The organism is Achromobacter sp. Bel (assembly GCF_012928505.1).
Lineage (GTDB): Bacteria > Pseudomonadota > Gammaproteobacteria > Burkholderiales > Burkholderiaceae_B > Achromobacter.
The window spans coordinates 45,292-71,365 of the sequence record NZ_JABBJN010000013.1; the positions used below are offsets into that span (position 1 = coordinate 45,292).

At 64.0% G+C, this 26,074-nt stretch carries 23 protein-coding genes; 3 read left to right on the forward strand and 20 right to left on the reverse strand.

The window, feature by feature from the left end:
- Window positions 1-4: 4 nt before the first annotated feature.
- The 11 genes from cysW to HG262_RS10840 all read right to left on the reverse strand — a co-directional run bounded on the left by cysW (window position 5) and on the right by HG262_RS10840 (window position 14,024).
- On the reverse strand, window positions 5-907 hold the full coding sequence (gene cysW / locus HG262_RS10790) for a sulfate ABC transporter permease subunit CysW (RefSeq protein ID WP_169271014.1): 903 nt from the start codon (window positions 905-907) through the stop codon (window positions 5-7).
- A complete protein-coding gene (cysT, locus tag HG262_RS10795; protein WP_169271015.1) occupies window positions 904-1,800 on the reverse strand; it encodes a sulfate ABC transporter permease subunit CysT in 897 nt (298 codons plus the stop codon). The genes cysW and cysT overlap by 4 nt, the downstream gene beginning before the upstream one ends.
- An 18-nt stretch (window positions 1,801-1,818) precedes the next feature.
- Window positions 1,819-2,847, reverse strand: coding sequence for a sulfate ABC transporter substrate-binding protein (locus HG262_RS10800; RefSeq protein ID WP_248293323.1), 1,029 nt, complete (start codon window positions 2,845-2,847; stop codon window positions 1,819-1,821).
- Window positions 2,848-3,059: 212 nt separating this feature from the next.
- Entirely contained in the window at window positions 3,060-3,701 is a 642-nt protein-coding gene (locus HG262_RS10805; protein WP_006225129.1) for a peroxiredoxin, read from the reverse strand.
- Window positions 3,702-3,846: 145 nt separating this feature from the next.
- Window positions 3,847-5,673 carry an acyl-CoA dehydrogenase gene (locus HG262_RS10810; RefSeq protein ID WP_169271016.1) on the reverse strand — a complete coding sequence of 609 codons (1,827 nt, stop codon included), beginning with the start codon at window positions 5,671-5,673 and terminating at the stop codon, window positions 3,847-3,849.
- Window positions 5,674-5,806: 133 nt separating this feature from the next.
- Window positions 5,807-7,507 (reverse strand): aspartate-alanine antiporter, encoded by a 1,701-nt coding sequence (gene aspT / locus HG262_RS10815; RefSeq protein WP_169271017.1) that lies wholly within the window; start codon window positions 7,505-7,507, stop codon window positions 5,807-5,809.
- A gap of 24 nt (window positions 7,508-7,531) precedes the next feature.
- The gene (locus HG262_RS10820) at window positions 7,532-9,352 is read right to left on the reverse strand and encodes a bifunctional aspartate transaminase/aspartate 4-decarboxylase (protein ID WP_169271018.1); all 1,821 of its coding nucleotides are present in this window, start codon (window positions 9,350-9,352) and stop codon (window positions 7,532-7,534) included.
- A gap of 113 nt (window positions 9,353-9,465) precedes the next feature.
- Complete coding sequence (gene aspT, locus HG262_RS10825) at window positions 9,466-11,157, reverse strand: aspartate-alanine antiporter (RefSeq protein WP_169271019.1); 1,692 nt, start codon at window positions 11,155-11,157, stop codon at window positions 9,466-9,468.
- Window positions 11,158-11,347: 190 nt separating this feature from the next.
- Complete coding sequence (locus HG262_RS10830) at window positions 11,348-12,277, reverse strand: electron transfer flavoprotein subunit alpha/FixB family protein (RefSeq protein WP_169271020.1); 930 nt, start codon at window positions 12,275-12,277, stop codon at window positions 11,348-11,350.
- Between the two features lie 2 nt (window positions 12,278-12,279).
- The gene (locus HG262_RS10835; RefSeq protein WP_169271021.1) at window positions 12,280-13,029 is read right to left on the reverse strand and encodes an electron transfer flavoprotein subunit beta/FixA family protein; all 750 of its coding nucleotides are present in this window, start codon (window positions 13,027-13,029) and stop codon (window positions 12,280-12,282) included.
- Window positions 13,030-13,100: 71 nt separating this feature from the next.
- Window positions 13,101-14,024 (reverse strand): histone deacetylase family protein, encoded by a 924-nt coding sequence (locus HG262_RS10840; protein WP_211187153.1) that lies wholly within the window; start codon window positions 14,022-14,024, stop codon window positions 13,101-13,103.
- Between the two features lie 10 nt (window positions 14,025-14,034).
- On the opposite strand from HG262_RS10840, the gene mltB reads away from it, so the two are divergent.
- Entirely contained in the window at window positions 14,035-15,189 is a 1,155-nt protein-coding gene (gene mltB, locus HG262_RS10845) for a lytic murein transglycosylase B (RefSeq protein ID WP_169271023.1), read from the forward strand.
- Between the two features lie 105 nt (window positions 15,190-15,294).
- On the opposite strand, the gene HG262_RS10850 is transcribed toward mltB, so the two are convergent.
- Window positions 15,295-16,344 carry a cyclase family protein gene (locus HG262_RS10850; protein ID WP_169271024.1) on the reverse strand — a complete coding sequence of 350 codons (1,050 nt, stop codon included), beginning with the start codon at window positions 16,342-16,344 and terminating at the stop codon, window positions 15,295-15,297.
- Window positions 16,345-16,410: 66 nt separating this feature from the next.
- On the opposite strand from HG262_RS10850, the gene HG262_RS10855 reads away from it, so the two are divergent.
- Together HG262_RS10855 and HG262_RS10860 are read left to right on the forward strand one after the other, a co-directional pair.
- A complete protein-coding gene (locus HG262_RS10855) occupies window positions 16,411-17,187 on the forward strand; it encodes an IclR family transcriptional regulator (protein ID WP_169271025.1) in 777 nt (258 codons plus the stop codon).
- Entirely contained in the window at window positions 17,184-18,164 is a 981-nt protein-coding gene (locus HG262_RS10860; protein ID WP_169271026.1) for a tripartite tricarboxylate transporter substrate binding protein, read from the forward strand. Before HG262_RS10855 ends, HG262_RS10860 begins: the two co-directional genes overlap by 4 nt.
- Before the next feature lie 126 nt (window positions 18,165-18,290).
- Here the strand turns inward: HG262_RS10860 and cysM are convergent, their stop codons facing one another.
- The 8 genes from cysM to rpsA form a co-directional block, all read right to left on the reverse strand.
- Entirely contained in the window at window positions 18,291-19,202 is a 912-nt protein-coding gene (gene cysM, locus HG262_RS10865; RefSeq protein ID WP_169271027.1) for a cysteine synthase CysM, read from the reverse strand.
- A 109-nt stretch (window positions 19,203-19,311) separates the two neighbouring features.
- Window positions 19,312-19,875 (reverse strand): DUF655 domain-containing protein, encoded by a 564-nt coding sequence (locus HG262_RS31135; RefSeq protein ID WP_169271028.1) that lies wholly within the window; start codon window positions 19,873-19,875, stop codon window positions 19,312-19,314.
- Window positions 19,876-20,124: 249 nt separating this feature from the next.
- Window positions 20,125-21,114 (reverse strand): ADP-glyceromanno-heptose 6-epimerase, encoded by a 990-nt coding sequence (rfaD, locus tag HG262_RS10875; protein ID WP_169271029.1) that lies wholly within the window; start codon window positions 21,112-21,114, stop codon window positions 20,125-20,127.
- Window positions 21,111-22,052 (reverse strand): D-glycero-beta-D-manno-heptose-7-phosphate kinase, encoded by a 942-nt coding sequence (rfaE1, locus tag HG262_RS10880; RefSeq protein ID WP_169271030.1) that lies wholly within the window; start codon window positions 22,050-22,052, stop codon window positions 21,111-21,113. Before rfaE1 ends, rfaD begins: the two co-directional genes overlap by 4 nt.
- Window positions 22,049-23,266 carry a lipopolysaccharide assembly protein LapB gene (lapB, locus tag HG262_RS10885; protein WP_169271031.1) on the reverse strand — a complete coding sequence of 406 codons (1,218 nt, stop codon included), beginning with the start codon at window positions 23,264-23,266 and terminating at the stop codon, window positions 22,049-22,051. The genes rfaE1 and lapB overlap by 4 nt, the downstream gene beginning before the upstream one ends.
- 59 nt (window positions 23,267-23,325) lie before the next feature.
- Window positions 23,326-23,640: a LapA family protein gene (locus tag HG262_RS10890; RefSeq protein ID WP_006225143.1), complete on the reverse strand. Its 315-nt coding sequence runs from the start codon at window positions 23,638-23,640 to the stop codon at window positions 23,326-23,328.
- Window positions 23,641-23,823: 183 nt separating this feature from the next.
- On the reverse strand, window positions 23,824-24,183 hold the full coding sequence (locus HG262_RS10895) for an integration host factor subunit beta (protein WP_049072346.1): 360 nt from the start codon (window positions 24,181-24,183) through the stop codon (window positions 23,824-23,826).
- Window positions 24,184-24,186: 3 nt separating this feature from the next.
- Window positions 24,187-25,899, reverse strand: a complete 1,713-nt coding sequence (rpsA, locus tag HG262_RS10900) for a 30S ribosomal protein S1 (RefSeq protein WP_006225145.1) — start codon at window positions 25,897-25,899, stop codon at window positions 24,187-24,189.
- Window positions 25,900-26,074 lie beyond the last annotated feature (175 nt).

A 26,074-nucleotide genomic window follows, 5' to 3' on the forward strand; every position in this document is an offset into this window, starting at 1 on the left:
CGCGTCAGGCGACGGCCGGATTGAGGGTTGCCGCCGCCGCGCCGGGATACTCGACCGGCAGGTCGGCAGCGCGCAGGAAGCGCGCGTTGCGCCACTCGACCACGTTCTTGGCTACCAGCGTCACCAGCGCCAGCAACGCCAGCAGCGAGGCCACCGCGAACGCCGCGGAGTACTGGTATTCGTTGTAAAGAATCTCGACGTGCAGGGTCATCGTGTTGGTCAGCCCCCGTATCTGCCCGGACACGACCGACACCGCTCCAAACTCGCCCATGGCCCGCGCGTTGCACAGGATGGCGCCGTACAACAGGCCCCACTTGATGTTGGGGAGCGTCACACGCCAGAAAATCTGCCAGCCATTGGCGCCCAGCGTCAGCGCGGCCTGCTCTTCCTCGCTGCCCTGCGCCTGCATCAACGGAATCAGTTCGCGCGCGACGAAGGGGAAGGTCACGAAGAGCGTGGCCAGGATGATGCCGGGCACCGCGTAGACGATCTTGAAGTCGTGGTCCTGCAACCAGCCGCCCAGCCAGCCCTGCGTGCCGAACAGCAGGATGAACACCAGGCCGGCCACCACCGGCGACACTGAAAACGGCAGATCGATCAGCGTGATCAGGAACTGCTTGCCCCGGAACTGGAACTTCGTGATGGCCCAGGCGGCGGCCACGCCGAACACCAGGTTCACCGGCAGCGCGATCGCGGCCACCAGCAAGGTCAGCCGGATCGCCGACAGCGCATCGGGCTCGACGATGGCGGCCAGGTACAGTTCCCAGCCCTTCTTGAACGCCTCGGCGAAAACCGCCGCCAAGGGCACCAGCAGGAACAGCGCCAGGAACCCCAGCGCGATGAACAGCAAAATGCCGCGCACCCAGCGCGGCTCGGTCAGATGTGGCGGACGATCCGATGCGCTCATGCCAGCCTCCCCAGGTTGCGGCGGGCCTGCCAGCCTTGCAGCAGGTTGATGACGAGCAGCAGCGCAAAAGACAGCACCAGCATCACCGTCGCGATGGCAGCGGCGCCGGCGTAATCGAACTGCTCCAGTTTGGAAATGATCAGCAACGGGGTGATCTCAGACACCATGGGCATGTTGCCGGCGATGAAGACCACCGATCCGTACTCCCCCACCGCGCGCGCGAACGCCAGGGCGAAGCCGGTCATCAGCGCGGGCAGGATGGTCGGCAGCAGCACGCGGCGGATCGTCTGCCAACGGCTGGCCCCCAGGCTGGCCGCGGCCTCCTCGATTTCGCGCTCGACGTCTTCCAGCACGGGCTGCACGGTACGCACCACGAACGGCACGCCGATGAAGATCAACGCGATCACGATGCCCAGTGGCGTGAACGCCACCTTCAAGTCGAACCATTTGGACAGCGGCGCGCCCAGCCACCCTTTTTCGGAATACAGCGCCGTCAGCGCAATCCCGGCCACGGCGGTGGGCAGCGCGAACGGCAGGTCGACCAGCGCATCCAGGATCTTCTTGCCGGGAAAGCGGTAGCGCACCAGCACCCAGGCCACCACCGTGCCGAATACCAGGTTCACCAGCGCGGCCAGCAACGACGCGCCGAAGGTCAGCTGATACGACGCCAGCACCCGGGGCGCCGTCACGGCGTCCCAGAACCCCTGCCACCCCAGCTCGGCGCTCTTCAGGGGCAATGCGGCCAGCGGGATCAGCACCAGCACGCTCAGGTACAGCACCGCGTAACCCATGGAAATGCCGAATCCGGGCAGCACGCCCGGGCTGTTGCGCCGAACGGCAAAAGGCGCTTGCGCGCCGTTTGCCGCCGGGTTCGAGGCAGTGGTCATGGCCATCTTCCGATCGTTGTCCGTTTATTTTTTCTGCGGCAGATAGATCTGGTCGAACGTGCCGCCGTCGCTGAAGTGGTCCTTCTGCGCCTTTCGCCAGCCACCGAAGATCTTGTCGTCGATCGTGACGAGTTTGACCTTGGGGAACTTGCTTTCATATTTGGCGGCCACCGTCTTGTCGATGGGACGGTAGTAGTTCTTCGCGATGATCTCCTGCGCGGCGGGCGTGTACAGGAATTCCAGGTAGGCCTGCGCCGCGGCGCGCGTCCCCTTCTTGTCCACGATCTTGTCCACGATGGCCACGGGCGGCTCGGCCAGGATGGACAGCGACGGCACGACGATGTCGAACTTGTCCGGACCCAGTTCTTCAAGCGCCAGGAAGGCTTCGTTCTCCCAGGCCAGCAGCACATCGCCGACGCCGCGTTCGACGAAGGTCGTGGTGGCGCCGCGGGCGCCGGTGTCCAGCACCGGCACGTGCTTGAGCAGGTCGCCGACGAACGCGCGGGCCTTCTCTTCGCTGCCGCCGTTCTTGTCCAGCGCATAGGCCCAGGCGGCCAGATAGTTCCAGCGCGCACCGCCCGAGGTCTTCGGATTCGGGGTGATGACCTGCACGCCCTCCTTCACCAGATCGTCCCAGTCCTTGATGGCCTTGGGGTTGCCCTTGCGCACCAGGAAGACGATGGTGGAGGTATAGGGCGAGCTATTCTGCGGCAGGCGGGTCTGCCAGTTCTCGGGCACCAGGCCACGGTCGGCGATGGCGTCGATGTCATAGGCCAGCGCCAGCGTCACCACATCGGCTTCCAGCCCGTCGATGACCGAGCGCGCCTGGCGGCCGGACCCCCCGTGCGATTGGCGGATCGTCAGGTCGACATTCGCCTTTTCTTTGTATTGCTTGATGAAGGCGTCATCGATGGCGCGGTACAGCTCGCGCGTCGGATCGTACGAGACGTTCAGCAGCGTCTGCTTTTGTTGAGCCTGCGCCGGCGCGGCCGCCGCCAGCGAAACTGTCACCGCCGCCAGAACGGCCAACCAACCGGCTTTCCCGAAAGACATCCCTTGCTCCCTGTATTTGGCAATGTGCAAGCAAGTGTGCGGGCAGCGCATTCTGAACGGAACGAATCATTTTTTGATTGCTCATCGCTCCCAGACATATAGGACGCGGGTCCCAACAATGAAAAACCGCCGCGTTCCCCTATGGGAAGGCGGCGGTTCGGGCGGTCGGAAACCGCCTGCGGAAAGCCGGGGCTACCCCCCGGAATCCGAATTTACTTATTCGGCTGGGGCGTAATGCGCAGATACGGACGCACGGCTTTGTAGCCCTTGGGGAATTTCTGCTTGATCACGGCCTCGTCCTGCAGGGACGGAACGATGATCACGTCATCGCCATCTTCCCAGTTGACCGGGGTGGCCACGCTGTGGCTGTCGGTCAGCTGCAGCGAATCGATGACGCGCAGGATCTCGTTGAAGTTGCGGCCGGTGCTGGCCGGGTACGTGATGATCAGGCGCACCTTCTTGTTCGGGTCGACGATGAACACCGAGCGCACCGTCAGGGTGGCATTGGCGTTGGGGTGGATCATGTCGTAGAGCTCGGAGACCTTGCGGTCCTTGTCGGCCAGGATCGGGAAATTGACCTTGGTCGACTGCGTGTCGTTGATGTCCTCGATCCACTTCGAGTGGGAATCGGTGCCGTCCACCGACAGCGCCAGCACCTTCACGTTGCGCTTGGCGAATTCATCCGCCAGCTTGGCGGTGTAACCGAGTTCAGTCGTGCACACGGGGGTGAAGTCGGCCGGATGCGAAAAGAGCACCCCCCAGCTGTTGCCCAGATACTCGTGGAAGCGGATAGGGCCAGCCGAGGATTCCTGTTCGAAATCAGGGGCGGTGTCGCCCAGACGTAGATGACTCATGGTGTCTCCTGTATGCGGATTCAGTTGGGGAGCCGGCGGCTCGCGACCGCTGCCTGCCGGGAGGTCGTTTCATGCGGAGAGTACCGCGGGTAAAGCGATTCTTCCATCAAACCTTTGACGGAGGAAATACGCAAGCCATATAACCTTATGCAATATCTGAAGCTGCGCCGCAGGCCTCTGCGACCACCCCGGAACGCACCGCGGCGGACAGGGCCAAGGCGCGCGGCAGGATGTGCGCGGCATAGAACAATCCCGTCGCGATCTTCGATTTGTGGAACGGGTCAGTGGACCCGGCGGCAATGTGCTTGCGGCACACCAGCACCGCGCGCGCCATCTGCCAGCCGCCATGCACCACGCCGGCCAGCATCAGGTAGGGGACGCTGCTGGAGTAGACCGCGCGGATGTTGGCGGCCGACTGTTCCAGAATGAAGCCCACGCCCGCCTCGTAGGCCTGGATCGCGCCGTCCAGGTTGTCGCGCAGCAGGCGCAGCGCATCGCGTTCCCCCGCGGCGGCGCGCGTGGACTCGGCTTCCACCGCGCGCAGCGTTTCGCGCATGGCGGCGATAGCGGCATAGGCGGTAGCGCCGCCATCGCGCTGCGTCTTGCGGCTGACCAGGTCGTTGGCCTGGATCGCGGTGGTGCCTTCATAGATCGGCAGGATGCGGGCATCGCGGTAGTACTGCGCCGCCCCGGTTTCCTCGATGAAGCCCATGCCGCCGTGCACCTGGATGCCCAGGGATGCGACCTCTACCGCGCTCTCGGTCGAGAAGCCCTTCACGATGGGCACCATGTATTCGTAGAATGCTCGGTTGCGCGACCGCTGCTCGGGATCGGGATGGTGCGTGCCCTTGTCGTGCGCCGCCGCCGTCACGTAAGACACCGCGCGAGCGGCCTCCGTCAGCGCTTTCATGGTCAGCAGCATGCGCTGCACGTCGGGATGCCGCACGATGGCCACCGGCCCCGCCGATCCTTCCACCGCACGCCCCTGCACGCGTTCGCGCGCATATGCCAGCGCGTGCTGGTAAGCGCGTTCGGACACGCCGATACCCTGCTGCCCCACGGAATAGCGCGCCGCGTTCATCATGATGAACATGTATTCCAGGCCGCGGTTCAATTCGCCGACCAGATAGCCCACCGCCCCCTCGCCCACGTCGCCCTTGCCGGCGCCGTACAGCAGCACCGCCGTGGGGCTGCCGTGGATGCCCAATTTGTGCTCCAGCGAAGCGCACCAGACGTCATTGCGCTTGCCCAGGCTGCCGTCGGCCTCGACCAGGAACTTGGGCACGATGAAAAGCGATATGCCCTTCACGCCCGCCGGCGCATCCGGCGTGCGGGCCAGCACCAGATGGATAATGTTCTCGGCCAGGTCGTGCTCGCCGTAGGTGATGAAGATCTTCTGGCCCGACAGGCGGAAACTGCCGTCGTCCTGGCGGACCGCGCGCGTGGCGACCTGGGCCAGGTCCGAACCGGCCTGGGGCTCGGTCAGGTTCATGGTGCCGGTCCATTTGCCGCCGATCAGGTTGGGGACGTATTGCTTGCGCTGCGCCTCCGACCCCACGGTCAGCACGGCTTCGATCACGCCGTCGGTCAGCATCGGGCACAACGAGAACGCCAGACTGGCCGCCTGGATGTTCTCGCCGGGCGCCGCCGCCACCAGCTTGGGCAGCCCCTGCCCCCCCCAGACTTGGGGGTGTTGCAAGCCTTGCCAGCCGCCTGCCGCGTAGTCCTTGAAGCCCTGGGCATACCCGGGCGTCGTCGTCACCTGCCCATCCTTCCAGACGGGGGGCTGCGTGTCGCCGGACACGTTCAACGGGGCCACCGCCTGCTCCACGAAGCGTCCGTTCTCTTCCAGGATGGCGTCCACCAGGTCAGGCGTGACGTCGCCGAATCCGGGCAGTTTCAGGATGTCGTCCAGTCCGGCCAGTTCTTTCAAGGCAAAGCGAAAGTCCTGCAGCGGGGTTACGTAAGGCATGGTGTCTCCGTGTGCAAGGGGCAGCCGGGCGCAAAGCGCCTGGCTGCCGGATGCGTTTCTTGGTACGCGCGTCTGATTGCGCGCGTCGGGGTGTGACAGGCGCCGCGTCGCCCGGCGGGTGGCCGGACGGGCGCTAACTCAGATGGTACGCCAATGACACGATGATCGGCCCCAGCACCGGCAGCAGCACGTTGGCGATGGCGTAAGTCACGGTGTAGCCCAACAGCGGCACGGAGCTGCCACTGGTCCCCAGAATGGCGCTGATCGCGGGTGTGCTGACGTGTTGCCCGGCAATGGCGCCGACCAGCAGCGGCCCCTCGATCTTCAGGATCTTGTGGCCCACCCATAGCGACAGGCAAGCTGGCCCCAGCGATACCAGCAACCCGATCAAGGGCAGCACGGCGCCGTGTTCGCGGATCAGCGATATCGCCTCGGGCCCCGCCGACAACCCCACGCACGCCACAAACACCGCCAGGCCCAGGTCCTTCAGCAGCTGCACCCCATGCTCGGGCATATGGCCGATGGCGGGCCGCTTGGCGTTGATCCACCCGCAGACCAGGCCGCTAACCAGCGCGCCGCCGCCGCTGCCCAGGGACACCGGGATCCCCCACAATCGCGCGCTCAAGGCGCCGATCATCAGGCCCGCCAGAATGCCGAACGCCAGGAATACCAGATCGGTTACGCCGCTGCGGCGCAATTCGTTGCCCAGGGCCGCGCCGGCCTGCGACAGTTCCGGCTCGGTGCCCACCAGGGTCACCAGATCGCCATACTGGACGACGGTGGCGGGCGTCAACGGCAGCACATGGCCGGACCGCACGATGGATTGGACGAAGACGCCGCGCGCGCGGCGGGCGCCGGGCCGCTTGGCCAATTCGCCCACGGTGTGTCCGTTGATGGCCTTCTTGCTGACGATGATCGCCAGTTCGCTCAGTTGCAGGTCCTCCGCATGCGCCTCGGGCAGCTGGATTTCAGGGCCGACCACCGCCCCTGCCCGCAACGCGAAGCGGCGCACGCCCAGCACCACCACGATGTCGCCCGTGGCCAGCGTGTCTTCCGGCGTGGCGTCGACGGCCTCGCCATTGCGCAGGATGCGGCTGATCACCGTCCGCCCACCCAGTTGCGCTTCGACATCGGCCACGGTCATGCCGTCCGCGTCTTTCACCACGTGGGCACGCCCCACCAACCGCGGCAAGGTGGGTAGATTGACGTCTTCCTCGTCGCCCGAGGCCACGCCCAGTTTCTCCTCCAGGGCCTTGGAGGCCTCGCGCAGATTGATGCGCAACAGCGCCGGCGCGACTTGGCTGGTGAAGAAGACGATGCTGATCAACCCCACCAGATAGGTCAGCGTATAGGCCGTGGCGATGTTGGCCTCCATGCGTTGCACCTCGGCATCCGGCAGCCCCAGGTGCTTGAGCGCCTCGGCCGCCGTGCCCACCACGGCCGATTCCGTGGCCGCCCCCGCCGCCAGGCCCGCCGCCGTGCCGGCGTCCAGGCCGAACAACGGCACGGCCGCCAGCACGATAGTCAGCACCAGCAGGGCCTCGATGATCGGCAGCACGATGTAGCGCAGGCTGGACCGGTTGAGGTTGGCGAAGAACTGCGGGCCACCGGAGTAGCCCATGGCAAAGATAAACAGGGCGAACGCAACCTCTTTCAGGTCGCCGCGCATCTGGCAACCCGTCTGGCCGATCAGCAGGGCAACGATGAGCGTTCCGCACACCCCGCCCAGCTGGATCGGCCCGACCTTCAGTTTGCCGATCAGGTATCCCAAGCCCACCGTAACAAACAAAACCGCGATGGGGACGCTATTGAAAAACCCGACTGAACATGTCATAAGATCAGGTCGCCCTGTGGTTGCCTACTTCGTAGACTTCTTGGCCGATTTGGCTGCGGTGTCCGCTTGCTTCACCGCCTTCTTGACCGCCGTCTTGGCTCCTTTTTTCACGGCCTTCTTGGCCACGCGCTTGGCGGCGCCGGCCTTCACCGTCTGGCCCTTGCCTGCCGTCGGGCCCGAACGCACCAGCTCGGATGCCTTCCATGCCTCGACGTACTCGGTCGCGCATTCGACCATGTACTTGCCGATCTTGGCGTAGTCGGCGTCGTCCAGGTTGGCCAGCGAAATGCGGATCGACCACGGCGGCCCACCGAATCCGCCCCCGTCCATCAGCACGACGCCGGACTTCTCGGCCAGACGGAACAGGAAGTCCACGGGTTCGTAGTTGCTGGTCATGTACTTGCAGAAGGCGTCGCCATACATGACCTTGGCCCAGACCATGAAGTCCAGTTCCACGTAGTACCAGCCGCGCATCGGATCTTCCGGCGGCACCGGAATGCTCAACCCGCTCCACAGCGCGTCGCGGCGGGCGCGCACGATCTCCATGGTCAGATGCTTGTAGGCGTCTTTCAGGTCCAGCAAATGGGACAACGCGAAGAAGCCCATCTGCACCTGCTGCGGCAAGGACAGGCCTGCCGTGTGGTTCAGCGCCACGTTGCGGCTGTCGGCCACCATGCGGTCGATGAACTTGAGCTTTTCGGGCTCCATCGTCATGGCGCCGTAGCGCTTGTTCAGCCGCTGCTTCCATGACGCCGGCAGTTCGGCGATGCGGCGGTCCATCGTGTTCTTCTCGTGCGTGGCGATCACGCCCAGGCGCCAGCCCGTGCAGCCGAAGTTTTTCGAGAAGGAATACACGCAGATGGTGTTGTGCGGCACTTCGGCCATCAGCGAACGGAAATTCGGCACGAAGGTGCCGTAAACGTCGTCGGTCACCAGCACCAGGTCCGGGTTCTTGCGAATCAAGCGCACGATCTGCTTCATCTCGACCGGGCTGAACGCGACCGAAGGCGGATTGCTCGGGTTCACCGTGACGGCCAGCTTGATCTTCGGGTTCTCCAGCTTGGCGATTTCGGACGCCGGGTAGTGCCAGTCGTGCGTGCCATCGGCGCGCAAGCTGCTGGCATTGATGGCGACGATCTTGAACTGGAAGCGCTCCAGGTGAGCGATCTCGATATAAGGCGTAAAGGTCGGCAGGAACAGCGCGATGGTGTCGCCCTGTTTGAGCAGGCCGTTCTGCATCAGCGAGTCGAAGATGTAGCACATGGCGGCCGTGCCGCCTTCGACCGGGAACAGGTCGAACTTGCCCTTGGGTGGGCGGCCGTCGCACATTTCCTTGATCAGGTAGTCGTGCACGATCTGTTCGATGTGGACCAGCGCACGCGGCGGCACGGGATAGTTGTCGCCGATGATGCTGTCGGTCAACTCGTGGATCCACTCGTCCGGATCGAAACTCTTGATCTTCACGCCGTACTCGAGCACGCCCACCAGGAAATCGTAGCCGTCCTCGCCCTTGTGCTTGGACAGGAATTTGCGCAGGCGGTCGGCACAGCCCTTCTTGGCCGGCATGCCCGCCAGGATGGCGTCATCGCGCACACGGCGCGCTTCCTTCATGGCGAATTGGCCCAGCAGGAAGAAGGCGTCGCGCGGCTCGGTGGCGATCCAGTTGGGATTACCACGGCCGGCGTTCAACATGGTCAACGCGGCGGTCTGCTGGTTTTCCTTGGCCAGCGTGATCAGATAGTCTTTCAATTCGAAGGGCGACAACTGTTCCAGATCGCGCTGGCGAGATCGCGTCGTTTTCAGGGCCGAGGCCAGGCTGACAGTAAGGGGCGTGGTGGAAGCCATTATTCAGTACTCCTGGTTTGCGTTTTGACAAGCGCTTGCCGGGGCGGCGCGGGCAGGCATGCCCGCCGCCCCGATGTGCTGCCCGCAAGCCGTGTGGCTTGGCGGGCGTCCCACTAGGTCATGAGCAAAACAATGACAATCCCCCAGATGATGAGCAGGGTATTGCCGATCGCATAAGGCACTGTGTAGCCCAGGGCGGGCACCTGGCTTTTCGCCGTTTCGGTGATTTGGCCGATCGCAGCCGTCGTGGTGCGGGCGCCTGCGCAGACGCCCAGCACGATGGCGGGATGGAACTTGAACACGTAGCGGGCGATATACACCCCGAGGATCATCGGCACGCTGGTCGCGATGATGCCGGCCACGAACAGTTTGGCCCCAAGCTGCTGGAAGCCTTGTACGAAGCCTGGTCCCGATACGATGCCGACCACGGCCACGAACGCGGTCAGCCCGACCGATGTCAGAAACCAGTGCACAGGCTCCGGCACGCGGCCGAACGTGGGATGCACCGATCGCAGATAGCCGAAGATCAGGCCGGAGATCAGCGCGCCGCCCGAGGTCGACAGCGTGATGGGAATGCCGCCGACCGTCAGCACCAGGGTACCGAACAGGCCGCCCAGCAAAATGCCGAAGCCCACGAACACCATGTCGGTCTGGTTGGTGGCGCGGTCGACATAGCCCAGCTTGTCTATCACCCGTTCAACGTCGCGCTTGGCGCCCAGCACAAAAAGACGGTCGCCCCGGTCCAGCTTCAGGCCCCAATTGACCGGCATCTCGTGGCCGCCGCGCACGACCTTGCGCAGGAACACGCCACGGCCCAGTTGGCGCACGGTCTCGTTTTCGGCGAGTTCCTTGAGGGTCTTGCCGGCCACGTTCTTATTGGTCAGCACCACTTCGACGACCTCGGCGGGCAGGCTCAGCAAGTCGCGGTCTTCGACTTCGGTGCCGATGATGCCGGAGGCCTGCAGGACCAGCGCGTCGTGCCGGCCGGTCACGCACAGGACGTCGCCCGCTTCCAGCACGGTGGCCGAGTCATTGTCCAGGAGCTGGTCGCCGCGGCGGATCCGCTCGACGAAGACACGGGCCTCGACGAACTTCGACTCCAGATCGCCGACCGTCTTGCCCACGTGCTCGGTATTGTCCAGGCGATACGCGCGCGCCGTGAACTTGCGGTAGCCCGACAGTTCCATGGAATCCGACGCCCCCGACATCTTGGCTTCGTATTCCTTGCACTCCTTCACGATGTCCACGCCCATCAGCTTCGGGCCCAGCGAGGCCAGCAGCCACGCGCTGCCCACCGTGCCGAAGATGTAGCAGACGGCATAGGCGACCGGAATGCTGTCGATCCATTGCTTCTTGGTCGCGGCGTCCACGCTCAGGCCGTTGATCGTGTCGGTGGCGACGCCCATCACCGCCGAAATAGTCTGCGCCCCTGACAGCAGGCCAGCACCCGTGCCGGCGTCAAAGCCGAAGCCCACGGCGGTCGCCCAGGTGACCAGCAGGCAAATCACGCAAATGATGACCGCGAAGATGACCTGGGGAAGGCCATCGCTTTTCATGCCGCGAAAGAATTGCGGTCCGACGCCGTAGCCAAGACCGAAGAGGAAAAGCAGGAAGAACACCTGCTTGAGAATTGGCGCGATGGTGATGTCGAGTTGCCCGACCAGCACGCCCACCAGCAACGTACCCGTTACCGCGCCTAGATTAAAACCGAAGAGCTTTTTGGCGCCGATCCAATAACCCAATCCCAGGGTCAGGAAGATCGCTAATTCAGGGTACTTCCGCAATGTGTCAAAGAACCATTCCATCCCGAATCTCCTTCGTTCTGTACAGGTCGAGCACGTGCGTCAACAATCCTGCTGCGCGCGAAACACATTATCAGAATCTTTCGGAAATTCAAAAGAAATACGACTGCGGGGACAAACGTACGCAAATTATCAGGGGAAAAAAAACCGCAGGCAATCGCCTGCGGTTTTTGATATTGCGTGACCGGCCGGTTTACAACGCGCTGGTCAGTTCAGGCACGACCTGGAACAAATCGCCCACCAGGCCATAATCCGCGACGCCGAAAATCGGCGCTTCGGCATCTTTATTGATGGCGACAATGACCTTGGAATCCTTCATGCCCGCCAAATGCTGGATGGCGCCCGAGATACCAACCGCCACGTAAAGCTGCGGCGCAACAATCTTGCCCGTCTGACCGACTTGCCAGTCGTTCGGCGCATAGCCGGCGTCCACGGCAGCGCGCGAAGCGCCCAGCGCCGCACCCAGCTTGTCGGCCAGCGGATCCAGGATCTTGAAATTCTCGGCGCTGCCCAGACCACGGCCGCCCGACACCACCACGCGCGCGCCGGCCAGTTCCGGACGGTCGCTCTTGGCGACTTCGCGGCCCACGAACGTGGACAGGCCCGAATCGGCCACAGCGGCGATCTCTTCCACGGTAGCCGATCCCCCTTGCGCGGCAACGGCGTCAAAGCCCGTCGTGCGCACGGTGATGACCTTCACGGCGTCGGCCGATTGCACGGTGGCAATGGCGTTGCCCGCGTAGATCGGGCGCTGGAACGTATCGGCGGATTCCACGCCGATGATGTCCGAGATCTGCGCCACGTCGAGCTTGGCCGCGACGCGCGGCGCCACGTTCTTGCCCGACGCGGTGGCCGGGAACAGGATGTGGCTGTAGTTGGAAGCCACGGCCAGCACCTGCGCCGCGACGTTTTCCGCCAGGCCGTCGGCCAATTGCGGCGCATCGGCCAGCAGGACCTTGGCCACGCCTGCGGCGGCGGCGGCCTGGTCGGCCACGGCGCGCGCATTGGCGCCGGCGACCAGCACATGCACGTCGCCTCCGATCTTGGCGGCGGCGGCAACGGCGTTCAGGGTTGCGCCCTTCAACTGGGCGTTATCGTGTTCGGCAATAACCAGCGTCGTCATGTTCAGACCACCTTCGCTTCGTTCTTGAGTTTGTCCACCAGGGCAGCAACGTCCGCGACCTTGATGCCGGCCTTGCGGGCAGGCGGTTCGCTGACCTTCAGCGTCTTCAGGCGCGGCGCGGCATCCACACCCAGCTCTTCGGGCGTGACGGTGTCCAACTGCTTCTTCTTGGCCTTCATGATGTTCGGCAGCGTGACGTAACGCGGCTCGTTCAGGCGCAAGTCGGTGGTGACGATCGCCGGCAGCTTCAGCGTCAGCGTTTCCAGGCCGCCGTCCACTTCACGCGTGACCGTGACTTTGCCGTCCGCCAATTCGACCTTGCTGGCGAACGTGGCTTGCGGCCAGTCCAGCAGGGCGGCCAGCATCTGGCCGGTCTGGTTGGCGTCGTCGTCGATGGCTTGCTTGCCCAGGATCACCAGCTGCGGCTGTTCCTTGTCGACAAGTGCCTTCAACAACTTGGCGACGGCCAGCGGCTGCAGCTCGGCGTCGGTCTGGACCAGCACGCCGCGGTCGGCGCCGATGGCCATGGCGGTGCGCAGCGTCTCCTGGCATTGCGCAACGCCGCAAGAAACCGCCACGACTTCAGCGACGGTGCCCTTTTCCTTCAGGCGGGTCGCTTCTTCGACGGCGATTTCGTCAAAGGGGTTCATGGACATCTTCACATTGGCGATATCCACGCCAGTCTGATCCGACTTGACTCGCACCTTGACGTTGTAGTCAACGACGCGCTTGACAGGTACCAACACCTTCATCCCGCTGCCTCCAAATGGAAATAATGACCCGGCGATGCGCCGGGATCGCATTGCACAATTTTTTCCTGATTCTACAGCTTCGCCAGCGCTCGTATATGCGCAACCACGCTGCGGCCCAAGGCCGACAAGTTGTAACCGCCCTCGAGCGTGCTGACGATCCGTCCCTGGCAGTGGCGTTCCGCCACCGCCACGAGCTGCTCGGTCATCCAGGCGTAATCGGCCTCGACCAGCCCCATCTGCCCCATGTCGTCCTCCCGGTGCGCGTCGAAACCCGCCGACACCAGGATCAGCTCCGGACGATGGGCCTCGAGCCTGGGCAACCAGGCGTCCGTGACGATCGCCTTGACCGCGGCGCCCGTCGTGTACGCGGCCACCGGGACGTTCAGCATGTTGGCGGCCGGGTGTTCCGCGCCACTGTTGGGAAAGAACGGGTGCTGGAAAAAGCTGCACATCAGCACGCGTTCGTCGCCGGCGAACACGTCTTCGGTGCCATTGCCGTGGTGCACGTCGAAGTCCACGATGGCCACGCGCGACAGGCCGTGGAAATCCAGCGCATGGCGCGCCGCGATAGCCACGTTGTTCAGGAAGCAGAATCCCATCGCTTGCGACCGGCAGGCATGGTGGCCGGGCGGACGCACGGCGCAGAAGGCCGTGCGGGCCTCGCCGCCCATCACGGCATCCACGGCCGCCACGCCTGCGCCGGCCGCATACAGCGCGGCCTCGTAGGTGTGGGGATTCATCAGCGTGTCGGGATCGATCGGGTAATACCCTTGGTCCGGCGTATGTTCACGCAAACTGTCCAGGTACTGGACAGTGTGCACGCGCAGCAAGTCATGGCGCGATGCCTGAGGCGCCTGCCGGTCGTCCAGATAGGGCATCAATCCGCTTGCCAGCAATTGGTCCGATATGGCGTCCAGCCTCTGCGGGCTTTCGGGATGCCAACTGCCCATTTCATGCAAGCGGCATGCCGGGTGAGTAAGATACATGGTCTCCATAAGGAAGATTATGTTCATCTGTCGGCGATTACTGCAACTCGGAACGCTTTCCGCCCTGCTCGCGGGCTGCTCCACCACCGCTCCCACCGCACCTAATTCACTTGCCGCGCAACCTGCGGCCACAACCGCCAATACCGCTATCCGCATCGGACCCAGTACGCCGACACCGGGTTCCGAACTGCCGGACGACGCGCCCGCCACGCTGACCGCCACCGGCGCGCTGCGCCCGGAAGTGCGCAGTTTCGTGGAAGAACTGGCCGCGGAACGCCAGTTGCCGCTGAATCCGATGGTCAAGGCGCTGGAGGGGTCGCGCTACAACGCCACGGTGTCGCGCCTGATCGCGCCCTCCCCGCCGGGCAAGAAAATCTGGCGCAGTTGGCTCACGTACCGGTCGCGCTTTGTCGAACCCAAGCGCATCGGCTGGGGCGTGGACTTCTACAACGAGAACCGCGACCTGCTCAACCAGGCCGCGCAGCGTTTCGGCGTGCCGGCGCCCATCATCGCGTCGATCATCGGCGTCGAAACCCTGTATGGCCGCAACATGGGCAATTTCCGGGTCCTGGACGCGCTGGCGACGCTGGCCTTCGATTACCCCGATCCCAACAAGCCCGAGCGCGCCACGATGTTCCGCGGCCAATTGGCGGACTTCCTGACGCTGGTCATGAAAGACAAGCTGGACCTGGAGACGCGCGGCTCATACGCGGGCGCTATCGGCATGCCGCAATTCATGCCCACCAGCATCATGCATTACGCGGTGGACGGCGACGACAACGGCCATATCGACCTGACGAACAACACACGGGACGCCATCATGTCCGTGGGCAGCTTCCTGGCGCAGCACGGCTGGCAGCGCGGCCTGCCCGTATTCGCGCCGGTGGCCTTGCCCGCGGATCCCAGCGCGCTGGTCGACGGCGGCCTGGAGCCCAAGCAAAGCTGGGGCTCCCTCAACACGGCCGGGGCCCGGCTGCAGCCCGGCGCGTCCGCCACCGGCTGGAGCAACCAGCCGCTGGGCGTGGTCGATCTGGTGGAAGAAGCCCGGGGCACCGCCCAGTACCGCGTCGGCACGCCCAACTTCTTCGCGCTGACGAAATACAACCGCAGCTATTTCTACGCCACATCGGTTGCTGACCTGGCCACTGAGATTGAAGCCCGCGTGAACCGCTGATCTTCCTGTCATAAAAAAGCGGCGCCTGGACGTGAGTCCAAGCGCCGCTTTTTCATGAATACCGCCGAACGCCTCGGGCCACCTCGCCCAGGTTGGCCAACGGCCTCACACGGTGGCCACCGGCGTGACGGGCGAGCCCACCGCGCCCGGCAGATTCAGGGGCGGGGCCGTCAGCAAAAACCGGCTGCGGCCATGGGCTTGCAACCAGCGCGCAAGCTTGCCCAAATACCACATCTCGCCAATCGGCATGCCCAGCTTGAAGATGCAATGATGATGCAGCGGCAACGCGGCGCAGCAGGCGTTGGGCTTTTGTGTGGGGTAGATCTCCAGCGCATGGTTGTCGGATGCCATCGCCGCCACTTTCGAATCCGAGATCCATTGCAGCAGCTTCTCATCGCTGCCATCCAGGCCCGCGCAGATCTCGTGCAGCGTATGCGTATCCGGCTCGCGGTGCTTCTCCAGCAAGGCGTCGCCGAACTCGGTATGGAACAGGACGATATCGCCCCGCTCGATCTCGATCCGGTCGCTTTCCAGAATACGCATCAGATCGTCATAGCCGACGGATTTCTGCGCCCGGCCGTAGTGCTTGGCCAAGTCGACCATCACACCGCGGCTTTGCAAGCACGATTCAGCCAGCTGCGTGATGTCCAGTTTCTTCGCGTTTGACCCCACGCCCTGCCCCAGATCGGTCTTGGCAAAGCCGTTGTCTACGTCGTAGTCCACCGGGCCGACCACGTGATCGTTGGGCCGGTAGCCGTTGTAGTAGACGCGTTCAGGCAGGCCATCGCCATTCGCGTCGAACAACGCGCCTACGTGCGCCAGGGAATCCCACTGCGTCGAGTACTGCAGGCTCATTTCAACAATGTCGTCGCTCAGCACGTCCACGCAGCCCGGACGCAGGCGCCCCAGCGGGAAATTCATGTACTGATCGCCGTCCCGCTCCGTTGGACGCAGCTTGGGCGGAAGACGCCTGACATTCACGCCGTTGCCGCCGGGGTAGTCCAGCGGCAGCGACAAGCAGAAGCTCAGGCCCTGGCGAACTTCGCCTATGCCCATCAACACGTTCTCGGCAGTGATGTAATTCAGGCAACCGCGCTGATCGTCGGGCCCGAAGTCTCCCCAGTTTGATCCTTCGGGACGGTTCTTCCATCTCATGCGTCGCAACTCCTTGGCGTTGAAAGCGGATTGACATAAATTTATCACGTATAGGATACTAACATCATGGATGTGAAAACTGCTGCTCGAGTTCTGGATGTACTGAACCTCTTTGCCGAGGAGCAGAAGCCATTGCTGTACAGCGAAATCGCCGCCCAGATGCAGATCCCGCTCTCCAGCTGCCATGGCTTGCTCAAGACCATGGTGGCCCGCGGTTATCTCTATGAAATCGGTAAGAAGCACGGCTATTACCCGACCCAGAAGCTGATCCACGTTGCCACGCTGATTTGCCGAAGCGACCCCTTGAACGCGGTCATCGAACCCGTACTGGAACGCGTCCGCGACCTGACCGGGGAAACCGCCCTGCTGGCCAAGCTGGCGGACGACAAGGTCGTTTACCTGATCGTGGCTGAATCCAAGCAGACGATCCGCTTCTCCCACCAACCCGGCGGATTCAAAGCGGTGCACGCCACCAGTTCAGGCAAGGCGTTGTTGTCCGTACTGCCGCCGGATGAACGCCAAAAATGGTTCAAGGCCTATAGCGGATTCACGGCGTTCACGGACAGCACCATCACCGCCCGCGATGCCTTTGATCGCGACCTGCAGGCAGGGGTCGCGCGGGGCTGGCAGCGTTCGGTCGGTGAAAACGTCGAAGACGTGATGTCCGTGTCGCTCGGCTTCCGGGCCTATGAACAACCCTTTGCCATTGTGGTGGCCGGCCCCCTGGGCCGCATGCTCAAAAACGAAGCCACCACTGGAAAACAACTGGAAGAGGTCAAGGCGCTGCTACATGCGGCCCTGCCCTCCGCCAACCTCACCTTTGTTGGAGAAGACAGTAGATGAACAAACGCAGCTTTCTTGCCGCGGCATGCACGATGATCACCGCCGCCGGACTCCCCTTGGCCGGCGCGCAAGCGCAAGGCACCTATCCGGACAAACCGATACGCGTCATCATGCCGTGGGCGGCTGGCGGCCCGACCGATGTCGTGGGCCGGGTCGTCGCCGTGCAAATGGGGGAAATTCTGGGCCAGCCGCTGGTCATTGAAACCCGTGCCGGCGCCAGCGGCACGATCGGCGCGGCACAGGTCGCCAAGGCCCCCGCCGACGGCTACACGCTGTTGATGAATCCGTCCGTTCAGGGGATCTACCCCGCCCAGTTCAAGAGCCTGAGTTTTGACCCAATCAAGGACTTCAGGATGGTTGGCGTGCTGGGCACGGTGCCGATGGTGGCTGTCGTCCCGCCCACCTCCAAGTTCAAGACCTTTGCCGACCTGATCCAGCACGCCCGCGCGCAGCCGGGCACACTGACCTTCGCCTCCCCCGGGGTCGCCACGCTACCGCACCTGGCCGGAGAACTGATCAATACGTCCACCAAGGTCTCCATCTCGCACGTGGGTTACCGCGGCAGCAGCCCCGCCCTGACCGACGTCGCAGGCGGCCATGTCGATCTGATGTACGCCCCGCTGGCGCCTGCGCTTCCGCTGATCCAGAGCGGCAAGGTCGTTCCGCTTGCCGTCACCACCAAAGCGCGGCTGGCCGATCTTCCCAACGTGCCCACCATCGCCGAAGCCGTGCTGCCTGACTTCGATATCGTCACGTGGTACGGCATGTGGGTGCCCAAGGATACGCCCGAGCCCATCATCGCCAAGCTCAACAACGCCATGGTCGAGGCATCGAAATCATCGAAGGTCGTCGACGCCCTGAAATCGCAGGGCACGCTGCCCAGCACGATGAGCTACCAGGAGGCGGAAGCCTTCAATCTTGCGGAAAGCGCCCGCTGGATCAAGGTCATGAAAGACGCCAATATTCAGCCTGAATAACGCAGGGCCGCCCCGCGGCGCTTGTGGCCGCATGGCAGCCCCGCAATAGAAACAGCCCGGCCCAGGAAAGGCTATTCCTGGGCCGGGCTGTTTGCTTCGGCAGCCCGTCAGGCGCCGAAAAAACCGCTATCCGTTGAACACGCCGGTGGACAGATAGCGGTCGCCCCGGTCGCACACAATGAACACGATGGTCGCGTCATTGACGCGCTCGGCCACGCGCAAGGCTGCGACCAAGGCGCCTGCGGACGAAATGCCGCCGAAGATGCCCTCTTCCGCCGCCAGGCGGCGCGCCATGACTTCGGCTTCCGACTGTTCTATGGACTCGTAGGCATCGACACGGCTGCGATCAAAAATCTTGGGCAGATAGGCTTCGGGCCATTTACGGATACCGGGGATCTGCGATCCTTCCGCGGGCTGTGCGCCCACCACCTGCACCGCGGGGTTACGCGATTTCAGGTACGTCGATACGCCCATGATGGTGCCTGTCGTGCCCATCGCACTGACGAAGTGCGTGATGCGACCATCGGTCTGGTCCCAGAGCTCGGGCCCGGTGGTCTCGACGTGCGCGCGGGGGTTGTCGGGGTTGGCGAACTGGTCCAGCACCACGCCCCTGCCGTCCGCCTGCATCTCGGTGGCCAGGTCGCGGGCGTATTCCATGCCGCCTTTGTCCGCTGGCGTCAGGATTAATTCCGCGCCATAGGCCGCCATGGCCGCCCGGCGTTCCACTGACAGGTTGTCCGGCATGATCAGGATCATGCGGTAGCCCTTCATCGCGGCGGCCATGGCCAGCGCGATACCGGTGTTGCCGCTGGTAGCTTCGATCAGGGTATCGCCCGGTTTGATGTCGCCGCGCGCTTCCGCATGCTTGATCATCGACAAAGCCGGGCGGTCCTTCACAGAACCGGCAGGGTTGTTGCCTTCCAGCTTGGCCAGGATGACGTTGCCACGCGCGTCGCCCGCGGCACCGGGAATGCGCTGCAAACGCACCAGCGGCGTATTGCCGACGGTCTGCTCGATAGTGGGGTAGGTAGTAGTCATGCGGACGATAATAACTCCGCCCGGCAGCGGACGCGGCCAAAAGCCGCGCTCCCGCCAGGGGTTCCCCGACCGGCTGCCGCCATTCAGCGCCTACGCGGCGCCGGCGCCTTCAGGGCGGCCCCGATCGGACTGCGGGCTTGGCCGCGGGCTTGGCTGCCGGCTTGGCCGCGGAATTCGCGGCCGCCGTGGCAGCCGGTCGGCCGCCGGCCTTGTTGGCAGACGCTGCAGCCGGAATCGCCACCGACTTCGCCGCCGACGCCGCCGACGCAGCGGGCGGGCCTGAGGACGCCGCCGCCCCGACCTGCAAACCGGCCGATTCCAGGGCTTGCGCCTTTTTAAGCCCGATGCCCCGCACGCGCTCGGCCAGGTCCTCGAACGAGTCGAATTTGCCGCCGCGTTCGCGTTCGCCCACGATGATCTCGGCGGTGCGCGGGCCGATGCCCCGGATGCCTTCCAGTTGTTGCGCGCTGGCCTGGTTGACATCCAGTGCGTTGGCGGGGGCCGCGGTGACGACAAGCCCTGCCGTCACCAGCAGCTCGCCCAACGCCCGGCGTAGCCCGCGCTGGGCGCGCGGGACGCTTCGGGGGAACGCGGGCCTGCCCGGCCGGCCGGGCAGGCGCCGGGGCGCGCAAGCGCCATTGCCGGCGGGCGTGGATCGATACGGTGGATTCATGAGGGTCTCCAGAATGGACGGACGCAACGGTTGCCGCGCCACCCCTGAATCATGGCTACCCAGCCCGCTGCACGGCAGCCCGGTGAACGGAAAGATCCACCCCGGCAAGTACGGGGGCAAAAAAAGCCACCGCCATGAAAACCCCCCGACGGTTGGATCTATCTCCAACTTTCGAGGGTTCGTTCACAAGCGTGGCTTTGTTTAACGCGGGGCAAGGCGCGATGCCAAGCCCCCCGGCAAGGCCCGTTCTTAACGGCGTGCGCGCCAATAGCGCACGTACTCGGCCACGCCGGTCTGCACATCGCGCATCGGCGCGTAGAAGCCGGCGGTGCGCAGTTGCGTGACGTCCGCCTGCGTGTAGCTCTGATAACGCCCTTTCAGGTCATCGGGGAATGGGATGTAGCGGATAAGATCCAGTTCCACCAGTTGGGCCAGCGTCAGCTCCGCCTCGCCGCGCTCGGCGCGCAAGGTGTTCACCACCGCCGCGGCCACGTCGTTGAACGGCTGCGCGCGCCCGGTGCCGCAATTGAAGATGCCCGACTGTTCCGGATGGTCCAGGAAGTGCAGGTTCACGGCCACCACGTCTTCGACCGAAATGAAGTCGCGGCTTTGCCCGCCGTCCACATAGCCGTCCCAGCCCGCGAACAGGCGCACATGGCCATGCTCCAGGAACTGGTTCATGTTGTGGAACGCCACCGAGGCCATGCGCCCCTTGTGCTGCTCGTGCGGCCCATAGACGTTGAAATAGCGCAGCCCCACGACTTGTGCCGTCAGGCTGTCCAGACGCGTGCGCAGCACCTGATCGAACAGCAGCTTGGAATAGCCGTAGACGTTCAATGGGCCTTCGTTGTCGGGATGTTCGACGTAGATCGACGAGCCGCCATACACCGCCGCCGACGAGGCATACAGGAACGGGATGCGCCGCGCCTGACAGAACTCGAACAGCTCCAGCGTGACGCGGTAGTTGTTGTCCATCATGTAGCGGCCATTGCGCTCGGTCGTGTCCGAGCAGGCGCCCTGGTGCAGCACGGCTCGCACCGCTGGCAGGCTGCCATCGGCCACCCGGCGGCGGAAATCATCCTTGTCCATGTATTCGGCGATCTGGCAATCGACCAGGTTGACGAACTTGTCGCCTTCGGTCAGATCATCCACCGCGATGATGTCCTGGATGCCGCGGCGGTTCAGTCCGCGCACCAGATTGCTGCCTATGAAGCCCGCGGCTCCGGTTACGACGATCATGAGGGTTCTCCTGCCAATTCAGCGGCGGTGACGACGGACGTGCCCAGCTTGCCCACGGCGATGCCGCCGGCCTTGTTGGCCCAGCCCATCGCCTCGGCCCACGGCAGTCCGATGGCGCGCGAGACCGCCAGCGTCGCCAGCACGGTGTCGCCTGCGCCGGACACGTCGAACACTTCGTGCGCTTGCGCGTCGATGTGGTCTCGCCCCGTATCGGTAAACAACGTCATGCCCTGCTCGGAACGCGTCACGAGCAAGGCTTCCAGGTCCAGGTCGGCGCGCAAACGCTGCGCCCGATCGGTCAATTCCGCCTCGGAATTCCAGCGGCCCACGGCCTGCTGCATTTCCGAGCGGTTCGGCGTGACCAGCGCCGCGCCGCGATAGCGCGTGTAGTCGTCGCCTTTGGGATCTACCAGCACCGGTATGCCCGCATGGCGCGCCATGGCCAGCAGCGACTCGACGCGCGTCAACACGCCCTTGGCATAGTCGGACAGCACGACGATGTCGTGGTTGGCCAGATGGCGGGCCAGCGCGGCCTCGACGCCATCCAGCGCCGCCTGCTCGGGATGCTGTTCGAAATCCACGCGCAGCAGCTGCTGCTGGCGTCCCAGCACGCGCATCTTCAGCGTGGTGTGCAGGGATGGGTCGGCGATCAGGTCGGCATGGATACCGGCTTCGGCGGACAGGCGGCGGATGCTGTCGCCCGCCTCGTCCGCGCCCAGCACGCCCACCAGCGTCACCTGGCCGCCCAGCGCCGCGACGTTGCGGGCCACGTTGGCGGCCCCGCCCAGGCGGTCTTCGCGGCGTGCGACGCGCACCACGGGCACCGGCGCTTCCGGCGAAATGCGTTCGACTTCGCCAAACCAATAACGGTCCAGCATCACGTCGCCAACCACTAGAACGCGGCTATGCGAAATGGCTTCGGCGGGGAAAGGCTTCATTCAAGTTCTTCCAGACGGCGCGGCGCATAGGTTTCCCAGGCGTTGCAGCCGGGACATTGCCAGTAAAAACGACGCGCTTGAAAACCGCAACTGCGGCACGCATAGCGGTCCAGGCGTTGCGTATGCTTGTGGATCAGGCTGCGCAGCAGCGTCAGGTCGGCGCCGGGCACCGGGCCCTGTTCCGTGACGCCCGCTTCCGGGCTGGCCAGTTCGGCTTCCAACAGCCGGTCCAGCCCCAACAGGGACGGATGGCTGCGCAGCGCGCCGCGCGCGAACGCCCAGGCGACGGCCGAGCCTTGCTGGACGCGCAACTCGCGGAACACCACGTTGAAAAGATCCAGCGATGCGTGGCGCAGATACTGCTTTTGCAGGAATTCCAGCCCCGCTTCGACCTGGCCGGCCGCGCGGTAGTTGGCCAACAGCTGTTCGGCCACCAAGCCTGCGTACTCCGGCGCGTCGGTCATGACCGACTCCAGGTACAGGCGCTCGCGCTTGGGGTCCTGTTCCATCAGGGCCAGGCGGGCGCGCAGCATGGCCGTGCGCACCATCGCACCCTTGCTCAGCGACGCGTCGGTCATCGAGAGGGCATGATCGGCGGCATCCAGCGCCTTGTGCGCGGCATCCACGTCGGCGGGCTTGGCGGTCAAGGCGGTCTGCGCCTGCTCGCAGTAGTAATGCACGATCTGCGGCACCGGCTCATCGACCAGGCCTTGCAGCGTCTTGACCGCTTCGATGGCGCGCGGCCAATCGTGTTCGGATTCAAAGATGCGGATCAAGGAGCGCAGGGCCGGTAAGGCGTAGCGGGTGTCCTTGAGCTGTTCGAATCCGCTTTCCGCACGGTCGAGCATGCCGGCCTTGAGGAAGTCCTGCGCCAATTCGTGCTGCGCGTGTTCTCGCTCGGCCGCCGGCAGGTCGGACCGGCTCAGCAGGCTCTGATGCACGCGGATGGCGCGCTCCATCTCGCCGCGGCGGCGGAAAAGGCTGCCCAGCGCGAAGTGCAGCTCGGTCGTTTCGGGATCCAGCTTGGCGACTTCGACGAACGCGTCGATCGCGCGGTCCGGCTGTTCGTTCAGCAGGAAGTTCAGCCCCCGAAAATAGGAGTCGGGCAGGCTGCGGGTTTCCCGAAGCATCTGCCGGATATCGAAGCGCGCGGCCAACCAGCCGAGCGCAAACAATACCGGCACGAAAATCAACCACCAAGGTTCAAAATCCACTGTTCGGGCTCTTGCGGTAATTCAGTGCAAAAAGGGGGCGTGCGGCGGACGGCACGCCGTCACAGCGGCGACATCGGCGCAACGGCTTCCGGCGGCACGACAGGCGTGGTGCCGTTGACGGCGGCCTGGACACGGTCCAGTTCGCGGCGCAAGCGCATGGCTTCGCGGCGGCGGCGCATGGCGGCAGGCACGGTCAGCAACAGGCCGAACAGGGCGCCGGCGACGAATACGACCAGCATCACAACGATCAACGGCACGTCTTGCACGACGTAATCCGCGTAGAACTTCACGGCAACCGGATCGGTGTTCTTCAAGGCGAACATCAATACCGCAATAAACACGAGCAATCGCAGGGCCCAGACGAGATAGCGCATGACGCATGCTCCAGAGAATTCAAGACTGTCAATTGTAAGCGACGCCGCAAAGCCGCAAGGAAAAAAAATCCCCACGGGGCGTCCGGCCAGCGCGCCCGCGATCGGAAAAAACAAAGCCCCTTGATTTCTCAAGGGGCCTGTTCTCGGTCCGATCTGCCCGTAGGCAGCCTATACGCCGATCCGTCAATGCATGGCGTGCAAGCTTGCCATGGACGGCATCGGCTCACTCGATCCAGAGGATTGAGCGTCCTCGTCATTGCCGCCGACCAGGTCTACCCGCTCGCGCAATTCCTTGCCCGCCTTGAAGTGCGGCACCTGTTTACCAGGCACCAGCACTTGTTCGCCGGATTTCGGATTGCGACCGATTCGGGGAGACCGCTGCGACAACGAGAAGCTGCCAAAACCGCGGATCTCGATGCGCTGACCCGAGGCCAGGGCCTGGGTCATTGCATCCAGCACGGTCTTGACCGCGTAATCGGTGTCGCGGGCGGCCAGCTGAGGATAGCGGGCCGCCAAGGCGGCGATCAGCTCCGACTTGGTCACGAATTAACCGTCGTTGCGCTGTTGGTCCAGCTTGGCCTTCAGCAGCGCGCCGAGGTTGGTGGTGCCGGACGAAGCGCTGGCGTCGGACATGCGCTGGATCGTGTCGGCGGTCTCGGCGTTGTCGCGGGCCTTGATCGACAGTTGGATCGAACGCGTCTTGCGGTCGATGTTGACGATCATGGCTTCGATGTTTTCGCCGGCGTTCAGAACGGTGGTGGCATCTTCAACGCGACCCGAGGAGATCTCGGAAGCGCGCAGGTAGCCTTCAACGTCCACGGACAGCGTAACAACAGCGCCCTTGGCTTCGACGGACTTGATGGTGCCCGGAACGACGGCGCCCTTGTCAAACGTGGCGACGAAGTTGTTGAAGGGGTCGCCTTCCAGCTGCTTGATACCCAGCGAGATGCGCTCCTTGTCGGTATCGATGCCCAGAACCACGGCTTCGATCTCGTCGCCCTTCTTGAAGTTGCGCACGGCTTCTTCGCCCGTTTCCGTCCACGACAGGTCGGACAGGTGAACCAGGCCGTCGATGCCGCCAGGCAGACCGACGAACACGCCGAAGTCGGTGATCGACTTGATGGCGCCGCGGACCTTATCGCCGCGCTTGAAGTTCGTGGCGAACTCTTCCCACGGGTTCTGACGGCACTGCTTCATGCCCAGCGAGATACGACGACGGTCTTCGTCGATTTCCAGGACCATGACTTCGACTTCTTCGCCCAGGGTAACAACCTTGCGCGGGTCGACGTTCTTGTTGGTCCAGTCCATTTCGGAGACGTGAACCAGGCCTTCGATGCCGGCTTCGACTTCGACGAACGCGCCGTAGTCGGTCAGGTTCGTGACCTTACCGAACAGGCGGGTGCCTTGCGGGTAGCGGCGAGCCAGGCCCACCCACGGATCTTCGCCCAGCTGCTTGACGCCCAGCGAGACGCGGCTCTTTTCCTGGTCGAACTTGAGGACCTTGGCTTCGACTTCCTGACCCACTTGCAGGACTTCGGACGGGTGACGCACGCGGCGCCATGCCATGTCGGTGATGTGCAGCAGGCCGTCGATACCGCCCAGGTCAACGAACGCGCCGTAGTCGGTGATGTTCTTGACCACGCCCTTGACCACGGCACCTTCGTGCAGGGTTTCGAGCAGCTTTTGACGCTCTTCGCCCATGCTGGCTTCCAGCACTTGGCGACGCGACAGCACAACGTTGTTGCGCTTGCGGTCGAGCTTGATGACCTTGAATTCGAGGGTCTTGCCTTCGTACGGGGTGGTGTCCTTGACCGGACGCAGATCCACCAGCGAACCCGGCAGGAACGCGCGGATGCCGTTGGTCATGACGGTCAGGCCGCCCTTCACCTTGCCGGTGATGGTGCCGGTAACCAGCTCGCCGTTTTCCAGGGCCTTTTCCAGTTGCAGCCAGGCCGACAGGCGCTTGGCGCGGTCACGCGACAGGATCGTGTCGCCGTAGCCGTTTTCCAGGGAATCGATGGCCACCGAGACGAAATCGCCGGGTTGCACTTCGAGCTCGCCCTGGTCGTTCAGGAACTCTTCCAGGGGGATCAGCGCTTCGGACTTCAGGCCGGCGTTGACGACGACGAAATTATGGTCGACGCGCACGACTTCGGCGCTGATGACCTCGCCGGACTTCATGTCCTGGCTCTTGAGGCTTTGTGCGAAAAGGTCGGCGAAGCTTTCGCCGCCGGTGGCGGTAGTGGAAACGGAAGACATGGGGTTGAAATCCATTGGGCCGAAATGGCCGTTAAGAACACACCGCAGCGGATTGCCCGCCACAGTGGAGTCAAAATACCTGTCTGCCGGTTTGCCCTGCGGGGTGTCCCGTGGGGGTTGCGCCTGGCTAGAACAGGGCCTAATCAAAAAATCAAATGGGACTGGCGAACATCGC

Coding starts and splice junctions, on each gene's coding strand:
- rfaE1 (WP_169271030.1), bottom strand. CDS start 22,052: ATGAAGCCTTTCCCCGCCGAAGCCATTTCGCATAGCCGCGTTCTAGTG.
- mltB (WP_169271023.1), top strand. CDS start 14,035: ATGTTCATCTGTCGGCGATTACTGCAACTCGGAACGCTTTCCGCCCTG.
- HG262_RS10810 (WP_169271016.1), bottom strand. CDS start 5,673: ATGCCTTACGTAACCCCGCTGCAGGACTTTCGCTTTGCCTTGAAAGAA.
- HG262_RS10820 (WP_169271018.1), bottom strand. CDS start 9,352: ATGGCTTCCACCACGCCCCTTACTGTCAGCCTGGCCTCGGCCCTGAAA.
- HG262_RS10855 (WP_169271025.1), top strand. CDS start 16,411: ATGGATGTGAAAACTGCTGCTCGAGTTCTGGATGTACTGAACCTCTTT.
- HG262_RS10830 (WP_169271020.1), bottom strand. CDS start 12,277: ATGACGACGCTGGTTATTGCCGAACACGATAACGCCCAGTTGAAGGGC.
- aspT (WP_169271019.1), bottom strand. CDS start 11,157: ATGGAATGGTTCTTTGACACATTGCGGAAGTACCCTGAATTAGCGATC.
- HG262_RS10840 (WP_211187153.1), bottom strand. CDS start 14,024: ATGGAGACCATGTATCTTACTCACCCGGCATGCCGCTTGCATGAAATG.
- HG262_RS10860 (WP_169271026.1), top strand. CDS start 17,184: ATGAACAAACGCAGCTTTCTTGCCGCGGCATGCACGATGATCACCGCC.
- cysM (WP_169271027.1), bottom strand. CDS start 19,202: ATGACTACTACCTACCCCACTATCGAGCAGACCGTCGGCAATACGCCG.
- HG262_RS10805 (WP_006225129.1), bottom strand. CDS start 3,701: ATGAGTCATCTACGTCTGGGCGACACCGCCCCTGATTTCGAACAGGAA.
- cysW (WP_169271014.1), bottom strand. CDS start 907: ATGAGCGCATCGGATCGTCCGCCACATCTGACCGAGCCGCGCTGGGTG.
- rfaD (WP_169271029.1), bottom strand. CDS start 21,114: ATGATCGTCGTAACCGGAGCCGCGGGCTTCATAGGCAGCAATCTGGTG.
- HG262_RS10800 (WP_248293323.1), bottom strand. CDS start 2,847: ATGTCTTTCGGGAAAGCCGGTTGGTTGGCCGTTCTGGCGGCGGTGACA.
- rpsA (WP_006225145.1), bottom strand. CDS start 25,899: ATGTCTTCCGTTTCCACTACCGCCACCGGCGGCGAAAGCTTCGCCGAC.
- cysT (WP_169271015.1), bottom strand. CDS start 1,800: ATGGCCATGACCACTGCCTCGAACCCGGCGGCAAACGGCGCGCAAGCG.
- HG262_RS10890 (WP_006225143.1), bottom strand. CDS start 23,640: ATGCGCTATCTCGTCTGGGCCCTGCGATTGCTCGTGTTTATTGCGGTA.
- HG262_RS10850 (WP_169271024.1), bottom strand. CDS start 16,344: ATGAGATGGAAGAACCGTCCCGAAGGATCAAACTGGGGAGACTTCGGG.
- aspT (WP_169271017.1), bottom strand. CDS start 7,507: ATGACATGTTCAGTCGGGTTTTTCAATAGCGTCCCCATCGCGGTTTTG.
- HG262_RS31135 (WP_169271028.1), bottom strand. CDS start 19,875: ATGAATCCACCGTATCGATCCACGCCCGCCGGCAATGGCGCTTGCGCG.
- HG262_RS10835 (WP_169271021.1), bottom strand. CDS start 13,029: ATGAAGGTGTTGGTACCTGTCAAGCGCGTCGTTGACTACAACGTCAAG.